Annotated in this window: 17 protein-coding genes; 12 read left to right on the top strand and 5 right to left on the bottom strand. The window is 51.5% G+C overall.

Translation table 11 applies throughout. The features are described 5' to 3' along the window. Positions 1–126: 126 nt before the first annotated feature. The 4 genes from JQN73_RS06040 to JQN73_RS06025 form a co-directional block, all read right to left on the bottom strand. The gene (locus JQN73_RS06040) at positions 127–2,073 is read right to left on the bottom strand and encodes an aconitase family protein (protein ID WP_205322209.1); all 1,947 of its coding nucleotides are present in this window, start codon (positions 2,071–2,073) and stop codon (positions 127–129) included. Continuing rightward, on the bottom strand, positions 2,073–2,747 hold the full coding sequence (gene leuD, locus JQN73_RS06035; RefSeq protein WP_205322208.1) for a 3-isopropylmalate dehydratase small subunit: 675 nt from the start codon (positions 2,745–2,747) through the stop codon (positions 2,073–2,075). Before leuD ends, JQN73_RS06040 begins: the two co-directional genes overlap by 1 nt. An 8-nt stretch (positions 2,748–2,755) precedes the next feature. After that, the gene (leuC, locus tag JQN73_RS06030) at positions 2,756–4,156 is read right to left on the bottom strand and encodes a 3-isopropylmalate dehydratase large subunit (RefSeq protein ID WP_205323212.1); all 1,401 of its coding nucleotides are present in this window, start codon (positions 4,154–4,156) and stop codon (positions 2,756–2,758) included. Between the two features lie 176 nt (positions 4,157–4,332). Further along, a complete protein-coding gene (locus JQN73_RS06025) occupies positions 4,333–5,232 on the bottom strand; it encodes a LysR family transcriptional regulator (protein WP_205322207.1) in 900 nt (299 codons plus the stop codon). A 300-nt stretch (positions 5,233–5,532) separates the two neighbouring features. Here JQN73_RS06025 and JQN73_RS06020 point away from each other — a divergent pair, with 300 nt between their 5' ends. From JQN73_RS06020 to JQN73_RS05985, 9 genes are all read left to right on the top strand, one after another. After that, positions 5,533–6,693 (top strand): acyl-CoA dehydrogenase family protein, encoded by a 1,161-nt coding sequence (locus JQN73_RS06020; RefSeq protein WP_205322206.1) that lies wholly within the window; start codon positions 5,533–5,535, stop codon positions 6,691–6,693. Next, positions 6,690–7,865 (top strand): enoyl-CoA hydratase/isomerase family protein, encoded by a 1,176-nt coding sequence (locus JQN73_RS06015; protein WP_370551322.1) that lies wholly within the window; start codon positions 6,690–6,692, stop codon positions 7,863–7,865. The genes JQN73_RS06020 and JQN73_RS06015 overlap by 4 nt, the downstream gene beginning before the upstream one ends. Before the next feature lie 278 nt (positions 7,866–8,143). Next, entirely contained in the window at positions 8,144–8,590 is a 447-nt protein-coding gene (locus JQN73_RS06010; protein WP_205322205.1) for a DUF2244 domain-containing protein, read from the top strand. A gap of 94 nt (positions 8,591–8,684) precedes the next feature. After that, complete coding sequence (gene coxB, locus JQN73_RS06005; RefSeq protein ID WP_205322204.1) at positions 8,685–9,854, top strand: cytochrome c oxidase subunit II; 1,170 nt, start codon at positions 8,685–8,687, stop codon at positions 9,852–9,854. A gap of 18 nt (positions 9,855–9,872) precedes the next feature. Further along, complete coding sequence (ctaD, locus tag JQN73_RS06000; protein ID WP_205322203.1) at positions 9,873–11,477, top strand: cytochrome c oxidase subunit I; 1,605 nt, start codon at positions 9,873–9,875, stop codon at positions 11,475–11,477. Between the two features lie 75 nt (positions 11,478–11,552). Continuing rightward, positions 11,553–11,660: a cytochrome oxidase small assembly protein gene (locus JQN73_RS22425; protein WP_240162450.1), complete on the top strand. Its 108-nt coding sequence runs from the start codon at positions 11,553–11,555 to the stop codon at positions 11,658–11,660. Next, entirely contained in the window at positions 11,660–12,238 is a 579-nt protein-coding gene (locus tag JQN73_RS05995) for a cytochrome c oxidase assembly protein (protein ID WP_240162449.1), read from the top strand. Before JQN73_RS22425 ends, JQN73_RS05995 begins: the two co-directional genes overlap by 1 nt. Positions 12,239–12,359: 121 nt before the next feature. Next, complete coding sequence (locus tag JQN73_RS05990) at positions 12,360–12,572, top strand: DUF2970 domain-containing protein (RefSeq protein ID WP_205322202.1); 213 nt, start codon at positions 12,360–12,362, stop codon at positions 12,570–12,572. Positions 12,573–12,620: 48 nt separating this feature from the next. Beyond that, positions 12,621–13,487 carry a cytochrome c oxidase subunit 3 gene (locus tag JQN73_RS05985; protein ID WP_205322201.1) on the top strand — a complete coding sequence of 289 codons (867 nt, stop codon included), beginning with the start codon at positions 12,621–12,623 and terminating at the stop codon, positions 13,485–13,487. Positions 13,488–13,747: 260 nt separating this feature from the next. Here the strand turns inward: JQN73_RS05985 and JQN73_RS05980 are convergent, their stop codons facing one another. Further along, complete coding sequence (locus JQN73_RS05980) at positions 13,748–13,948, bottom strand: twin transmembrane helix small protein (protein WP_205322200.1); 201 nt, start codon at positions 13,946–13,948, stop codon at positions 13,748–13,750. 87 nt (positions 13,949–14,035) lie between these two features. Between JQN73_RS05980 and JQN73_RS05975 the strand changes: the two genes are divergently transcribed. From JQN73_RS05975 to JQN73_RS05965, 3 genes are read left to right on the top strand one after another with little or no spacing between them, the layout of a single operon-like run. After that, positions 14,036–14,758: an SURF1 family protein gene (locus JQN73_RS05975; RefSeq protein ID WP_240162448.1), complete on the top strand. Its 723-nt coding sequence runs from the start codon at positions 14,036–14,038 to the stop codon at positions 14,756–14,758. Further along, entirely contained in the window at positions 14,751–15,371 is a 621-nt protein-coding gene (locus tag JQN73_RS05970) for a cytochrome C oxidase subunit I (protein ID WP_205323209.1), read from the top strand. The genes JQN73_RS05975 and JQN73_RS05970 overlap by 8 nt, the downstream gene beginning before the upstream one ends. Next, entirely contained in the window at positions 15,371–16,600 is a 1,230-nt protein-coding gene (locus JQN73_RS05965) for a heme A synthase (RefSeq protein ID WP_205322198.1), read from the top strand. The genes JQN73_RS05970 and JQN73_RS05965 overlap by 1 nt, the downstream gene beginning before the upstream one ends. Positions 16,601–16,603: the final 3 nt, after the last annotated feature.

Here is a 16,603-nt window from a genome sequence, read left to right as displayed (position 1 = left end):
GCAGGACCAGAATTGAAAAGTAGCAGCATATTGAAGATGCGGTATTCCAGCGTGCTGCTGCCTGCAAGCTAACCGCTTAAGGTGGCTGTGAGTTAGGACGACATTCCCATGTCGTCCTTTTTTTTTCTATTTTCCTTGGGAGGCCTGCAACTGCGCGAACGTCGTAATTCGGCCAGCCAGAGCACTTGCAGCAACCGTGTAAGGACTCGCCAACCAGACCTGGCCGGGGCCGGAGCGCCCGGGGAAATTTCTATTAATGGCACTGATAGTGACATCTTGTGCATCGCTTGATTGTCCCGGGCCACAATTTGCGCAGGAGCCGCAACCGGGCAGGATCATGATCGCGCCGGCCTTCTCAAATACTGGCATGTAGCCTTGCTCCTCGCAGTAACGGCGTACTTCGAGCGTGCCGAACTGCAAGAAAAGTTTGGTATGCGGCGCTACCGAAATTCCGTGCGTAAGGCCCCAGTTAAAGACTTCGTAATAAAAATCGAAATCGCGTCGTTTGCCAGCAGTGCAAGACCCGCCATAGGCTATGTTGATCGGAATGTCCTGGGCTAACTGGTCTGCGGTGATGCCATTGCCCGGATCGCCCGGGCGCGCCACCATCGCAGAAATGATCGTTGCGTCGATGTTAATGCGTTTTTGGTAAATGGCATCCGCATCGCTGACCATCCATTCTTTCAGCGCAAAATCAATCCCGCGTCGTTGCTTTAAGAACGCCACCGTTTTTTCATCAGGCGCAACAATTCCGGTAAACCCGCCAAGCTCTGCCGCCATGTTGGTCAGCGTGGCGCGTTCATCGATGTCCATGGCGCGAATCGCAGAACCAGCATATTCGAATACCAGACCAATCGCCTCTCCGGCACGAATAAAATCCATTTGCAATAAATGCAGGACGACGTCTTTGGCGGTGACACCAGCACGCAAGCGCCCATCGATTTGAATACGGATGGTATCGGGAACCTTACAGCGCACATAGCCAGTGATCCAGCTATTGGCAATCTCGGTGGCGCCAGCGCCGAAAGCCAGGCATCCCAATGCACCGGAATGGGGTGTGTGTGAATCCGTGCCCGCAATCACCTGGCCCGGCAGCGCGTAATTTTCAGCCATCATCGCGTGGCAGATTCCCTCGGAGCCGAGGCTATCTGGCAACTTACCGTGCGAGCGCACCGGATAATCCTGCGCGAATCGCAGATGTCCGTTAGTCAAATTGGCCACGCCCTCCAACAAATGATCGCGCACATGCGGCAGGCTTTGCGCCGCCAGCACTAGATGGTCCTGAAAAGCGATGATGCTCTCTGGGGCGTGAAGCGTGGCCGGATTGCCGAAGGTGCGGTGCATTAAATGCGTACACATGCCGGTGAAGTAGTCATGGCTGAAACGCCAGTCGGCTGATATAAACACGCCTTGCCCACGCTCGACATGCGCGATGTCAGGATGCAAATGGCGCGCAATAATTTTTTCGACCAGGGTTTTCCCCTGGCTAACGGCGGGCGTATCTGACCGCTGTTGTGGCGCAGGCCAGGTTGCCGCCTTGCTATAGGCGAGTAGCCCGCCGCTTCGGATGATGTCCTGGGTGAGTTGATCGCGTCCTTGCAGAAAAACATCGATAGCAATCGATTCTCCCGCGGCGATGCGGTCCAGGATCGAAAAATCCGTGGTGGTTAAAATGCCGATATTGTCGCAATTTTGTTGATATATACGCTCAAAGCTTTCCGCCACAATCAGTTTGATTTCGGCGGAAAGTTCCGCCAGAGGACTAGATTCACGCGACGATCCTTTTCCATAACGTTTGCCAGCAACGGTGACCTGAAATCCTCCGTCTTTAATTGCATTTTTTCCGATTGGATATTCAGCGCCGCTCTTGAACCCGATATACGGCACTTGTCCGAGGCGCTCGTCATAGACCATCATCACGGTGACTGGGGTAATTTCATCGGTCGAGACGTCATCGCGCAGCGGTAACGCCTCTGCAAGGCAGACGTTGTTGCCGGATAGCTGGGTCTTGATGCAGTCGGCATCTTGCGATAAATAGAGCACTCTGCCGGTGAAACAAATCGTCGTTTCCATTATGCGGTTTTGCTTCCAGTGGCTGGTTTCAACGTCTTCAACAACCACGGATGGGCGGCCAGGTGACGTTCTTCAAATTTGCTTATTTGTTCCATCTTCCGCAACGCCAGTCCGATATCGTCCAAGCCTTCTAACAGACAGTGTTTGCGGAACGGATCAACCTCGAACGCGTAGTTAATAATAGCGTCCGTGCTGCGTATGGTTTGTTGCGCAAGATCGATCGCTAACGTGAAGCCGGGTGTGCCTTCAACGGCTTTAAACAAGGACTCGATTGACTCCTCGCTAAGAACGATAGGGAGTAATCCGCTCTTGAAGCAATTATTGAAAAAGATGTCTGCGAAGCTCGGCGCTATCACCACACGAAAGCCGTATTGATCCATCGCCCATGGCGCATGTTCGCGCGACGATCCGCACCCAAAATTTTTCCGGGCCAGCAAGATAGAGGCGCCCTGATAGCGGTTTTGATTTAATACAAAATCGGGGTTCAGCGGCCGGTTATTGCAATCTTGTCCTGGCTCACCATGATCAAGGTAACGCCATTCGTCGAACAAATTTTGACCGAATCCGGTGCGTTTGATCGATTTTAAAAACTGCTTCGGGATGATGACGTCGGTATCTACGTTGGCCCGATCCAGCGGTACCACCAATCCGACGAGACGATTAAATTTTTTCATATTCATTTTTACAAAGATCTGATGTCAACAAAGTGTCCGGCAATACCTGCCGCCGCGGCCATTGCGGGACTGACCAGATGTGTGCGTCCGCCCGCGCCTTGGCGGCCTTCGAAATTGCGATTCGAGGTCGAGGCGCATCGTTCTCCCGGTGCCAGTCGATCGGCATTCATCGCCATGCACATCGAGCAGCCGGGTTCGCGCCATTCGAAGCCCGCGTCGAGAAAAATGCGATCCAGGCCTTCCTGCTCGGCCTGCTGTTTCACCAGGCCGGAGCCGGGCACCACCATCGCCAGAACCACGTTGGCGGCCCGTCTTTTGCCGCGCACGATAGCGGCAGCCGCACGCAAGTCTTCAATGCGGGAATTGGTACAGGAGCCGATAAAGACTTTATCGATGGCGATATCGGTGATGGCTGTATTCGCGTGCAGTCCCATATAGACCAAGGCCTTCCGCATGTCGCTGCGCTTGATGGCGTCTGGCTCTGCTTCAGGATCGGGAATTCTTCCTTCAATCGATACCACCATTTCCGGCGAGGTGCCCCAGGTGACCTGAGGCGCGATGGTGGTTGCGTCAATGGTGACGGTGGCATCGAAAACGGCATCCTGATCAGATTGCAACGTACGCCAAAAGGCGAGCGCCTGATCCCACTCTGCACCGGTCGGGCTTAATGGCCGTCCTTTTACATAAGCAAGCGTGGTTTCATCAAAGGCAATCATGCCAGCGCGTGCCCCAGCTTCGATCGACATGTTGCAAACAGTCATGCGGGCCTCCATCGACAGATCGCGAATAGTTGAACCAGTGTATTCGATAGCGTAACCGGTGGCTCCCGCCGTGCCAATGGTACCGATCAGCGCCAGGACGATGTCTTTAGCCGCCACGCCAGCGGGTAACTGGCCTTCGACCAGCACTTGCATGGACTGCATTTTTTTGGTCAACAGGGTCTGCGTGACTAACACGTGTTCCACTTCCGATGTGCCGATTCCGTACGCCAGACAGGCAAAAGCGCCGTGCGTTGACGTATGCGAATCGCCGCACACTATCGTCATGCCGGGCAGCGTTGCACCTTGCTCCGGTCCGATAACGTGCTCGATACCTTGGCGCTTATCCTGCAAACCGAAGAAGGTTAATCCGTAAGTTTTTGCATTGGCGCCAAGCGTGTCGACCTGCAGCCGCGATATCGGATCTTGAATACCCTGGCTACGGTCTGTGGTGGGGACGTTATGATCGGCAACCGCAAAATTGGCAGCAACCCGCCAAGGACTACGTTGATGTAATTTCAAGCCTTCAAATGCCTGAGGACTGGATACTTCGTTAATAATGTGGCGATCAATATAAAGCAGGCTGGTGCCGTCGATTTCAGTGGCGACGACGTGCGCATCCCAGAGTTTGTCGTAAAGTGTTTTTGGCATGATGGAAGAGGAAAGATGTCCGAATAAGGAAATCATACCGATAGCGAGGTGTGGATGAAGTGATCACTGGCGATGACAGGCCTCTCGATTGGAGATGCGTCTATGCACGTGATGTTTCGGGGAGCGGAGGGAAGTTGTGCAATACGCCCATGCAAGGACAGAACTTATCGCAGGTTCTATTTATTTACCAGAAAGTTCACCAGTGAACTCGCGGTGGCGGTCAATTGCTCACGATGATTGAAGATGATGACCAGATGGCGAATGGCCCATGGATCACGGATGGGGACCAACTTCACCGCCAGTGTATTCAAATATAACTCGCCGATTTGCTGCGGTACCACGGCAATACCGAGACCAACATGCACCATGCGACACAGGGCGTCGAGACTGCTGACGCGAATCTTGATCGTGAGTTGCTTGCCGAGATTGATGGCTTCCTGCGCGATAAGTTGCGTGAGCGCGGCGTCGGCACCCAAACTGACAAAATTTTCGTTGACGATTTCCGCTAGCCCAACGGCGGTTTCGGCGCTTAATGGATGGCTGCGAGGGACCATCAAAAAAAGATGATCGGTGCGATAGGGCAAGTGCTGGAATTGCTCTAAACCGACGATGGCATTGCAAATTCCCAGATCGGCGTTCCGCTCCCGAATGCTGCGCATTACCTCGGTGCTGTTTTGTTCTTCCAGATCGATATCGACGTGTGGAAAAATCCGTTGGAATGCGGCAATATCTTCAGGCAAAAATTGCACAATCGATGATAAATTTCCTACCAGACGGACTTTCCCCTTGGCACCGCTTGAAAACTGTGAAAGCTCGGCGTCTAATGCTTCGATACTGGCAATAACGGCGAGCGCATGTCGCAGTACCGTTTCGCCAACAGGCGTGACCGAAATACCACGGGATTCGCGATGGATAACCGGTAATCCGATCATTGCTTCGATTTCACCGATCCGTCGGCTCACTGCGGAAGGAGCAATGAACTCGCGCTCGGCCGCGCGCGCGATATTCTTTTCCTGGCAGACCGCGACGAATAAACGCAGCGAAGTAAGATCGATTTTTCTTAAAAGATTATTCATGTTCTGTAATTATTTAACGGCCGGGATCAGCATAAATCAAATGGTGCCTTTTAAATTTTTTTTTAACCGTGTTAAAAGTCGCGGAACGTATCAAGATGTAAACAGGGAAGAGAAAGGAGGCCTGGGGTTGCCATTGTTGCACTTACTCACCCTGACTTACGCGGTCTTACGCGGTCTTACGTTTACGTAAACGTCAATTCTTGCTATTCTGGGACGAAATAAATAAGAGCGCATAACGTCATGAGTAGCCATGAGCATCCATGAGCGTTAAGGAAATCACTTGTCAGGAGATGAGACACCATGGATTTTGAATTATCAGAAGAGCAGCGTGCATTTCAGCAGACCGCACGAGAATTTTCAATTGGCGAACTGGCGCCGCACGCGGCGCAATGGGATGCGGAAGGCATATTCCCCAAGGACGTTATCGCACGGGCCGGTGAACTGGGATTTTGCGGGCTGTATACGCCGGAAGAAGCGGGCGGACTCGGTTTGTCCCGCCTGGACGCAACGATTGTGTTTGAAGAACTGGCGCGAGGCTGTACTTCCACCACCGCTTATCTGACGATCCACAATATGGTGAGCTGGATGGTCGCCAATTGGGCCACTCCAGAGGTGCAACAGCAATGGTGCGAGCAGTTGGCCAGCGGTAAGAAGTTGGGTTCGTATTGTCTTACTGAGCCGGGCGCGGGATCAGATGCGGCGTCGTTGAAGACCAGCGCAGTGCTGGAAGGGGATAGCTACGTTCTTAACGGTGCGAAGGCGTTCATTTCTGGCGCGGGTGCCACCGATTTATTAGTGGTAATGGCGCGTACCGGGGGCGATGGCGCCGGAGGCGTATCTGCGTTTGTGGTGCCATCGGACACGCCCGGTATCAGTTTTGGTCGTAAAGAACAGAAAATGGGTTGGAACAGTCAGCCGACACGCACGATTAGCTTCGACAATGTGCGGATTCCGGCCGACCATTTAATGGGACAGGAGGGTGAGGGTTTCCGCATGGCGATGCGCGGGCTGGACGGTGGTCGCATCAATATTGCCACCTGCTCGGTCGGCACTGCGCAAGCGGCGTTAGATGCCGCGCACGGTTATATGAATGAGCGTCGCCAATTCAAGCGGCCTTTGGCCGATTTTCAGGCGCTGCAATTTAAATTGGCCGATATGCAGACCGAATTGGTCGCAGCCCGGCAAATGGTGCGTCTGGCAGCTTGCAAACTGGATGCCAAAAATCCCAATGCGACGACCTATTGCGCGATGGCGAAGCGCTTCGCGACTGACATCGGATTTCAGATTTGCAATGAGGCCCTTCAAATGCATGGCGGTTATGGCTATATTCGCGAATATCCGCTTGAACGCTATTTCCGTGACGTCCGTGTCCATCAAATTTTGGAAGGCACCAACGAAATCATGCGCGTTATTATTGCCCGCAATCTATTAAGTAACGGTTCAAACGAGGATGTACGATGAGTCAAGTGCTGTCAACAGAGTTGGTGCAACCGGTGTTGTTTGAAGAGCGCACCGCCGAAAACGGTAAGCGTATCGGGTTCGCAACACTGAATGTAGAAAAGACGTTAAATTCGATTTCGCTCGAAATGGTCGACTTGCTCGATCCGCAGTTGAGAAAATGGGCGTCCGATCCTGAGATCGCCATCGTGGTATTGCAAGCAGCGGGCGAAAAAGCCTTTTGTGCCGGAGGCGATCTGCAGGATTTGTATCGGACCATGCTTGAGCAACACGCTAAAGGCGATCCCGAAAATATCCAGGCAAACCCGTACGCAAGCGATTTTTTTGAGCGCGAATATAGGCTGGATTATTTGATTCACACCTTTCCCAAGCCGATTCTTGCGTGGGGACATGGCATCGTCATGGGCGGAGGGATCGGTTTGATGGCGGGTGCCAGTCATCGTGTGGTGACCGAAAAATCGCGTTTGGCGATGCCGGAGATCACTATCGGTTTGTATCCGGACGTGGGCGGAACCTGGTTTTTGAATCGTATGCCGGGGCACACCGGTTTATTTTTGGCGCTGACCGGTGCCTCAATTGGCGCAGCTGATGCCATTTTCGTCGGTTTGGCTGATATTCAGATTGCGCAGGCCAGCAAGCAGGCGGTATTGGATGCCTTGCTGACGCAACCGTGGACCGGCGACGAAGATGGTGTTTTATTGACCCGTGTGCTGCAAGGGCATGCGTCGCAGGCATTCGCGCCGTCCACGCCGGTGTCTACGCCGCTGATAACGCACTTCGCCTTGATCAATCAACTTTGCAGTCAGGCGACCCTGCCTGAAATCGTCGACGGCATCCTTGGGCTGGACACTGACGATGTCTGGCTGCAGAAAGCTGTCGCAATATTGCGCGCCGGTTGCCCGGGTTCGTTGGCCTTGATCTATAAATTGTTACAACGCGGCCGGCATCTGTCTCTGGCCGAAATCTTCCGGTTGGAATATATCGTGACCTTGCATTTTGCCGCTCGGTCGGATTTTTCCGAAGGCGTCCGGGCACTGATTATTGAAAAGGACCGTCAACCTAAATGGTTGCATGCGGGTTTGGCCGACGTTAGCCGGGAATGGGTCAACGAATTTTTTAACGGCCCCTGGTCTGAAAAGGGCCAGTCAGCGCATCCGCTATCTGATTTGATTTGACCTCAAAGTTTGGCTTTCAACGCCTCGCCGTGACGCCAATCGGTTGTCACGGGCAAAATAATAGTCTTTTGAATAAGATACTATTGCTGCGACTATTTGACATGAACGATAATGTCGTTGACGGCGGCCCGAAAATTTCTCAAACTTTATCGCGGAAGCCAAGCGCACAGTGTGTTTTAGGACTTATTACTCCTTGATAACAAGGCCAGTTACCCCTTATACTTCGAAGGTTTTAGCCGGTACGCAGGGGTAGGCCAAATGCATTGAGGTATTTCTCTATGATGCGGCGTGAATGGGACTTAAAGCGCAACTGCGCAATAGCTCCGCGGCAACTTGCAGGCTTTTACGTGAGTATGTGTTTCACGTCATTCCTGGTGGCTGCGGTGTGGACCGTACGCGGCGCCTGGTTTGTGTTGGTGTTTGCAACGTTCGAAATGCTGGCTGTTGGCTTCGCTTTTTTGGCATACGCAAGGCATGCAACAGATCGCGAGCACATTACCCTGCAGGACGATTGGCTGGTGGTGGAGTTAATAGAAGCAGAAGAAGTTCGACAGTACAGACTTGCATTACGTTCAATCCGGATTTTGGGAAAATCTTCTCGCAGAGAATTGATTTGTCTGGAAGCGGACGGTGTCCGGGTTGAGGTGGGGCGGTTTTTGACGGAATGGAGGCGGCGCGAATTTGTGCAGGAATTGCGGCAGGTGTTGCAAATAAGTTGCAAGTAAATGGCAACCAAGTTGCAACCAGGCTGCAAAATCCCAGGTACAAGGGCGCGTCTGGTAGTTGATAGAATTATAATTTTGGGCTTTTGGGGTAATCATGAAATATGCGAAGCGCCTTATATCGTTGATGCTTGCTGCGCTTTCCATTACGGCTTTGCCGTCTTGGGCAGTGAAAGATAGCATTGGCGGTCCTGCGGTACTGCAAATGAATTTTCAGCCACCGGTGACGCAAATTGCGCAACAGATTTACGATCTGCACACCTGGATGTTGATTATCTGTCTGGTAATCTTTATTGCAGTTTTCAGTGTGATGTTTTATTCGATTGTGAAACATCGCAAGTCGCGCGGTCATAAATCGGCGAGTTTTCATGAGAGCACAACAGTCGAAATCGCCTGGACCGTGGTCCCTTTCCTGATCGTTATCGGAATGGCCCTGCCAGCGACCAAAACGGTCGTCGCGATGAAAGACACCTCGAACGCTGATCTGACGATCAAAGCGACGGGAATGCAATGGAAATGGGGCTACGATTACCTCAAAGGCGAGGGCGAAGGCATTTCTTTCCTGTCGACTCTGGCGACACCACATGAGCAAGTTGTTGATTCGTCAAAAGTCAAGAATGACAATTATCTGCTTGAGGTCGATAACGAAGTTGTCGTCCCGATCAATAAAAAAGTCCGCATCATCACCACCGCTAACGATGTCATCCACTCGTGGACGATTCCTGCGTTTGGCGTGAAGCAAGATGCCATTCCCGGCTTCGTTCGGGATACCTGGTTCAAGGCTGAAAAAATCGGCACTTACCGCGGTCAGTGCGTTGAGCTGTGCGGTAAAGACCATGGTTTCATGCCGATCGTTGTGAAAGTGGTCAGCGACGCCGACTATACCAAGTGGGTCGATGGTAAAAAGAAAGAAATGGCTGCGCAAGCCGATGATCCGAATAAGGTCTGGACTATCGACGAGCTGAAGACACGTGGCGAAAAAGTCTACACATCAAATTGCGTTGCTTGTCACCAGGCTACCGGCAAAGGTATCCCTGGCGCGTTCCCTGCTCTGGACGGTGATCCGGTGGTTAATGGTCCGCGTGCCGCACAAATTAACGTGCTGTTAAACGGTAAAATTGACGGCGCGATGCAAATGCCGGCATGGAAAGCTGTGTTGTCGGATACCGAGATCGCTGCGGTGATCACGTATACCCGCAACACATGGTCCAACAAGGCTGCAGAAAATATTGTTCAACCAGCCGAAGTGCTGGCTGCGCGCAAGTAATTGAATTAGGAGATTGATATGAGCACAACTGCAGTCGATCACGTACACGATCATTCTCACGATCACCACGATCACGCCCATGATGTTCCGACAGGTTGGCGTCGTTGGTTGTTTGCGACAAACCATAAAGATATCGGTACGTTGTATTTATGGTTTTCGTTCACGATGTTGCTATCGGGCGGCGTTCTGGCGATGTTAATTCGTGCTGAATTATTTGAGCCAGGCTTGCAGTTTTTCAAGCCTGAGTTCTTTAATCAGCTAACGACCATGCACGGCATCATCATGGTGTTCGGGGCGATCATGCCGGCTTTCGTGGGCTTCGCCAACTGGATGATTCCGCTGCAAATTGGCGCGTCGGACATGGCTTTTGCCCGGATGAACAACTTCTCATTCTGGCTGTTGCCGCCAGCGGCAATTCTGTTGCTGACATCGTTCCTGGTGCCGGGTGGCGCAACTGCTGCCGGCTGGACTTTGTATGCTCCGCTGTCGACTCAAATGGGACCTGGTATGGACATGGCGATTTTCGCCATCCACATCATGGGCGCATCGTCGATTATGGGCTCAATTAACATTATCACCACCGTCCTCAATATGCGTGCCCCTGGCATGACGTTGATGAAGATGCCGATGTTCTGCTGGACCTGGTTGATTACTGCCTATTTGCTGATTGCCGTGATGCCAGTGTTGGCCGGTGCAATTACGATGACGTTGACCGATCGTCATTTCGGCACATCGTTCTTTAATGCTGCTGGTGGCGGCGATCCAGTGATGTATCAACATATTTTCTGGTTCTTTGGTCACCCAGAGGTATACATCATGATTTTGCCTGCTTTCGGCATCATCTCGCAAATCATCCCAGCTTTTGCCCGCAAGCAATTGTTCGGTTATGCATCAATGGTGTACGCAACAGCCTCTATCGCGATTCTGTCATTCATCGTGTGGGCGCATCACATGTTTACAACAGGCATGCCAGTGACGGCTCAGTTGTTCTTCATGTATGCAACGTTGTTAATTGCGGTGCCAACCGGCGTGAAGATATTTAACTGGATCGCAACAATGTGGCGTGGTTCGATGACTTTCGAAACACCAATGTTGTTCGCAGTCGGTTTCATTTTCGTCTTCACCATGGGTGGTTTCACCGGTCTGATTCTGGCGGTCACGCCGATTGACATCCAGATGCAGGACACTTACTACGTCGTGGCCCATTTCCACTATGTGTTGGTTGCTGGCTCCCTGTTTGGCCTGTTTGGTGGATATTACTATTGGAGCCCTAAGTGGACTGGCTTCATGTACAACGAAACCCGCGGCAAGATTCACTTCTGGGCGTCATTGATTACATTTAACGTTACGTTTTTCCCGATGCACTTCCTGGGATTAGCGGGTATGCCGCGTCGGATTGCAGATTATCCAGCGCAGTTCACTGACTTCAATATGCTCGCATCAATCGGCGCATTCGGTTTTGGCCTTAGCCAGCTTTACTTCTTGTTCTTCGTTGTCATCCCATCCATCAAAGGCGGCGTAAAAGCTCCTATGAAGCCTTGGGAAGGTGCCGAAGGTCTGGAGTGGACTATTCCAAGCCCAGCGCCGTTTCATACATTTGAAGTGCCACCGATCGTAAAATAGACTCCTTTCGGAACCGTCCCAGGTTCCGCTGGAGTGTAAAGATAGGAAAGGCAGACGCAAGTCTGCCAGCTCACCATGTCAGATAGAAAAAAACCGAATAATTTGCGAACCGCGCTGCTGTTGGCTGCCGTTGCCCTAGCGTTTTTTGTAGGCATATTTGTTAACCGCGTGTGGTTTAGCTGATGGATGAACAGAAGCCAAATAGCGAAGGCCGCGCTTACGCGCTAAAGTTAAATCGAAAAATGTTTGGCAAGCTGGTCGTCATTGCCGTATTAATGTTTGGTTTCGGTTATGGTCTTGTGCCGGTATATAAATCCATTTGCTCGTTGACCGGTGTTAATTTTTTAACGCCGCAAGATAGCACCGTGGTGGCCCCAGAGAATACGCAGATTGATAAGTCCCGAACAATCACGGTGGAATTTGATGGCAATGCGCGCGGACCCTGGCGTTTCCGTCCTGCGGTGAGCAGCTTGCAAGTGCATCCTGGGGAAATGACGCAAGTCATGTACGAAGTGGTCAATAAAGAGGCGCGGACAATGGAAGCCCAGGCGATCCCTAGTTATGCGCCGATGCAAGCCGAGGCATTTTTCAAAAAAGTAGAATGTTTTTGCTTCACGCAGCAGACGTTGGGACCGAATCAGGCGAAGGAATTTCCGGTGGTGTTTTACATCGATCCAAAGTTACCTAAAGATGTGAAGTCGATTATGTTGTCTTACACATTTTTTGAAATCAATAAACCGGCGGTAGTAAAACCGGCCTGATCGTCTGATAGCCTCCGTCGTTGCTGCAAAGTTAAATACGGTGGGGGAGTAGGAGTTGCTCAGGAAGTGAAAATAGGATCGGTTCTGGCTGTCAGCGAGAATGCAGGTTAAAGGGTTTTAAATGTCTGATCTGAAGAAGGCAAGTCGCCGTAAGATGTCATTTGGCGCAACCGTCAAAGCGGTATTGTGGGGATTCTTCGGTGTACGTAAAAAGAAAGATTACGAAAGCGACGCGGCGGGTTTAAATCCGATCCATGTGGTGATCGCCGGCGTTATCGGGGCAATCATTTTCATCGTAATATTGATCACGATTGTGAAGCTGGTCGTCGCTTAGTAAGCTCCAAAAATAAGCTCAAAAAATTATTTAAATGTGTATCGGGAGATGGAAATGAGTTCTCAACAAGGTAATGTGCCTTACTATTTTGTGCCTGGTCCGTCCAGATGGCCTGTATTAGCCGGTGGTGCGTTGCTGGTGACAATGTTAGGGGCTGCAGCCTGGGTTAATAGTGTTGCCTTTGCACGGGAAGTTTGTATTCTCGGTATCTTGGGATTGCTGGTCATTTTGTACAAATGGTTTGGTGATGCAATTCACGAGTCTGAGGGTGGACTTTACAGCCCGCGTATCGATACGTCGTTCCGTTGGAGCATGAGTTGGTTCATTTTCTCCGAAGTCATGTTTTTTGCTGCATTTTTCGGCGCATTGTTTTACGCACGTAGTATTTCGATGCCTTGGCTTGCAGATCTCGACCATAAAATATTGTGGCCAGATTTTGCCGCGCATTGGGGCAACGCCGGTCCGGCGGGCACCATTGAGAACTTCCGCACAATGGGACCTTTTCCGATTCCAACCATTAACACTGCGCTGTTATTAACCTCCGGCGTGACGCTGACGATTTCTCACCACGCGCTACGCGCAGGTCATCGTGCCAAGACAGCTTTTTGGCTGGCGGCAACGATATTGCTGGGTGCTACTTTTATGTGTTTCCAGGCAGCTGAATACATGGAAGCCTATCAAGAGTACAACCTGAGACTGACTTCCGGGATTTACGGTTCCACGTTCTTTTTGCTGACCGGATTCCACGGTTTCCATGTCACTGTTGGTGCGATCATGTTATCGGTCGTCTTGTTCCGCGTTTTGAAGGGACATTTCACACCGGATAACCATTTCGCGTTCGAAGGCGCCGCCTGGTACTGGCACTTTGTTGACGTGGTATGGCTGGGCTTGTACGTTGTCGTATATTGGCTATAGATTCTGCTATTAAACCGCTAGTAAACGACTACTAAGCGACTACTAAGCGACTATAAAGCGGAGGTAAGGCGCATACAAGTCCTCAGGGCTGAAGAAATGAATTAAAGAAAGGCCGCACTTCGGTGCGGCTTTTTTACTGTCAGAAATGAAGTGGTGAATACGTTAATACTTTGCTGAGGGAATCGGATCGTTTGGGACGAAACTTGAGCCGGTGATGGCAACGCGGGCGTTCGATAAGCGAGCGCTGCCTTACCCTTTCCTCAGCGTATTCCAGTCGGTTGAATGTAGCCAAGCTTATAGGCTATCAATATCAGAATAAACAGGGTCACTGAAAATCCGACCCGCAGCGCCAGAGCCTGGACCGTACGATTGCTTTTCCCTTTGTCGCGCATCAGGAAAATGAGCGCAGACGCGAGACTAGCGATGATCAGAATGAAAGCGATGGCGACAATGATTTTCATGGAATGGTTTTAGGGAACAATAACTAAGGCGATATTGTAATGCGATTCAGACCAAGATTCAGTTTCAGATTTCGATTCCGCTTTAGGTTGATTCCCTTTATAGCGACCGTGTTATTGGTGGCGCTGGGTATATCGCTGGCGCAATGGCAGACCCGACGCGGCGATCAGAAGCAAGCGATTGAAAATGCCATCAAGCAACGCGGCGTTGAGGCCCCATTTCAACTTAAGGCGGCGACCGAGAACGCTGATAAGCTAGAATATCGCCGCGTGACGGTTCGCGGGGAATTTGTGTCGGGTTGGCCGATCTATCTGGATAATCGCAGTTATAAGGGCATGCCGGGATTTTATGTCCTGATGCCGCTCAAAATAGCGAACTCTGAGGTGCATGTTCTGGTCGAACGCGGCTGGTTACCGCTTAATCCGCAAAACCGCGCAATTTTGTTGCCTTACCCCACTCCTGCTGGTGTGGTCGATGTCGAAGGTGTGGTGCGTAGCCGTGTCGGCCGGGTGTTGCAACTTGGTCAGCCAGTCGCGCTAAAACCGGGCGCGATTGTGCAAAACCTCGACATCGCAGCTTTAGCAACGGTGAGCAACCTGCAAATGCAGCCGCTGTTGATTGAACAAACCGGCAATAACCAGGATGGTCTTATTCGCGACTGGAGCAGTCCGTCGCTGGGCATTCAGATGCATCGCGGTTATGAATTCCAATGGTATGCGCTAGCTGTAATGGCCTTCCTCTTTTTTGTAGTAACCGGATGTAGACAGGGAATCAAAGATGCAAAAAGCTCCTCTAACCGTGAACATGAATAATCAGCCAACAGAAAAGCCAGTCAAGTCGGATGGCGAGGTGAAGCGGAACGGTCGCCTGAAAATGTTTCTCATCGTCGCGGTTTGTGCGGCACCGATGATCGCATCTTATTTCACCTACTATGTTATCAAGCCGGAATCGCGTACCAATTATGGCGATCTGCTCGATCCGGCGCAATATGCCATTCCGCCATTGGGCGTCACCGAACTGGATGGCACGCCGACCACGCTCGGCGCTTTTAAAGGTAAGTGGGTGATGCTGCAAGTCGGTAGCGGCGATTGTCAAAAAGAATGCAAAGATTCGTTGTTCAAGATTCGGCAGCTTAGATTGATGCAAGGCAAAGAGCGCGAGCGTATCGAGCGCGTATGGTTGATCACCGATGATAAGAAGCTCGATATGCCGGGCTTGCAGCCGTTTGAAGGTACGCGTATGTTGCGTGTGAACCCTGACTTGCTCAAAGCGTGGCTACCAACCGATGCCGGAACGACCGCAAGTGATCATATTTATCTGATCGATCCACGCAGTAATCTGATGATGCGTTTCCCGAAGGACGCTGATCCTTATAAGGTGAAAACGGACCTTTCTAAACTTCTGCGGGCTTCCGCCATCGGCTAATGTCAAATTTATTACAACTTGGCGCCATGGGGATTTTGGTGGCATTGCTGGCTCTGAGCGTGGTCTGGGCCTCCAAGGATGCTAACAAATATCGCAAGCTCGTGTGGGTAACGCTGTTTCTGACATTTGATCTGATCATGTTTGGCGCATTTACGCGTCTGACAGATTCGGGACTCGGCTGTCCGGATTGGCCCGGTTGTTATGGTCATTCGAATCCGTTGCTGGCCCAGTCACCTATCAGTGCAGCGCAAGCGGCGATGCCGACAGGTCCGGTAACGCTGGTGAAAGCCTGGATTGAGATGACGCATCGGTACTTCGCGATGGGTGTTGGGGTTTTGATTATCGGTTTGATGGCGGTGGCCTGGATGCGATGGCTTAAGCCTGTCACAACGCCCACCATTGCGTCCGCTACCAAATCTGGTTCGGTGGGTTTAAGTTTAAGCGCGCCAGAGCGCAATCCAACATTCTCGCCATGGTTGCCGACGCTGTTATTTCTTGCCGTTTGTTTGCAAGGCGCTTTTGGGGCCTGGACCGTAACGATGAAGTTGCAGCCCGTTATCGTTACCACGCATTTGTTGCTGGGATTAACCTTGCTGGCATTACTGACGTGGTTGGCTGCGCGGCAAAACGAACACACGCCGGTCGCAGCGGGCGGGCGGGCGCTGGCAGTACCAGCGTTGATCGCGATGCTGCTTCTGGTAATGCAGATCGCATTAGGCGGGTGGGTTAGTACTAACTACGCAGCCTTGGCCTGTAATGATTTTCCACTTTGTCATGGGATGGTGATCCCAGACATGGACTTCCAGCACGGATTTACGCTTTGGCGGCATTTGGGCAAAACTGCGGATGGTGAGTATTTGCCGTTTCAGGCCTTAACCGCCATTCACTGGACTCACAGGATGTTTGCTTTTGTGGTGATTGCGTTCATTGCGTGGTTGGCTTTACGGGCGCGGCGAATCGATGGATTGCGTAAAACCGGCACGTGGTTGCTGGTCATTATCGGGACCCAACTACTTACCGGCCTGGCAACAATCTACTTTAACTGGCCGCTGGCGATCGCGGTTGCACACAACGGTGGGGCGGCACTAATTCTGCTGTTGCTGGTCATGTTAAACTATAAGACGAGACTTCCCGCTGTGAGGCAATTTGTGCCAGTGGTAGAAGGTAACTCAGCACCGGCTGACCGCAGTATTTCACGCATGAATTCACGCATTAATTCACATTACTGACCG

The organism is Glaciimonas sp. PAMC28666 (genome assembly GCF_016917355.1).
Taxonomy (GTDB): Bacteria; Pseudomonadota; Gammaproteobacteria; order Burkholderiales; family Burkholderiaceae_D; genus Glaciimonas.
Note: the sequence above shows the minus strand (reverse complement) of the source record. Positions and strands in the feature narration are given on the sequence as shown.

What these genes read in the sequence shown, in the direction of transcription:
- JQN73_RS06040 (WP_205322209.1), bottom strand. Translation starts at nt 2,073, where the DNA reads ATGGAAACGACGATTTGTTTCACCGGCAGAGTGCTCTATTTATCGCAA.
- leuD (WP_205322208.1), bottom strand. Translation starts at nt 2,747, where the DNA reads ATGAAAAAATTTAATCGTCTCGTCGGATTGGTGGTACCGCTGGATCGG.
- leuC (WP_205323212.1), bottom strand. Translation starts at nt 4,156, where the DNA reads ATGCCAAAAACACTTTACGACAAACTCTGGGATGCGCACGTCGTCGCC.
- JQN73_RS06025 (WP_205322207.1), bottom strand. Translation starts at nt 5,232, where the DNA reads ATGAATAATCTTTTAAGAAAAATCGATCTTACTTCGCTGCGTTTATTC.
- JQN73_RS06020 (WP_205322206.1), top strand. Translation starts at nt 5,533, where the DNA reads ATGGATTTTGAATTATCAGAAGAGCAGCGTGCATTTCAGCAGACCGCA.
- JQN73_RS06015 (WP_370551322.1), top strand. Translation starts at nt 6,690, where the DNA reads ATGAGTCAAGTGCTGTCAACAGAGTTGGTGCAACCGGTGTTGTTTGAA.
- JQN73_RS06010 (WP_205322205.1), top strand. Translation starts at nt 8,144, where the DNA reads ATGATGCGGCGTGAATGGGACTTAAAGCGCAACTGCGCAATAGCTCCG.
- coxB (WP_205322204.1), top strand. Translation starts at nt 8,685, where the DNA reads ATGAAATATGCGAAGCGCCTTATATCGTTGATGCTTGCTGCGCTTTCC.
- ctaD (WP_205322203.1), top strand. Translation starts at nt 9,873, where the DNA reads ATGAGCACAACTGCAGTCGATCACGTACACGATCATTCTCACGATCAC.
- JQN73_RS22425 (WP_240162450.1), top strand. Translation starts at nt 11,553, where the DNA reads ATGTCAGATAGAAAAAAACCGAATAATTTGCGAACCGCGCTGCTGTTG.
- JQN73_RS05995 (WP_240162449.1), top strand. Translation starts at nt 11,660, where the DNA reads ATGGATGAACAGAAGCCAAATAGCGAAGGCCGCGCTTACGCGCTAAAG.
- JQN73_RS05990 (WP_205322202.1), top strand. Translation starts at nt 12,360, where the DNA reads ATGTCTGATCTGAAGAAGGCAAGTCGCCGTAAGATGTCATTTGGCGCA.
- JQN73_RS05985 (WP_205322201.1), top strand. Translation starts at nt 12,621, where the DNA reads ATGGAAATGAGTTCTCAACAAGGTAATGTGCCTTACTATTTTGTGCCT.
- JQN73_RS05980 (WP_205322200.1), bottom strand. Translation starts at nt 13,948, where the DNA reads ATGAAAATCATTGTCGCCATCGCTTTCATTCTGATCATCGCTAGTCTC.
- JQN73_RS05970 (WP_205323209.1), top strand. Translation starts at nt 14,751, where the DNA reads ATGAATAATCAGCCAACAGAAAAGCCAGTCAAGTCGGATGGCGAGGTG.
- JQN73_RS05965 (WP_205322198.1), top strand. Translation starts at nt 15,371, where the DNA reads ATGTCAAATTTATTACAACTTGGCGCCATGGGGATTTTGGTGGCATTG.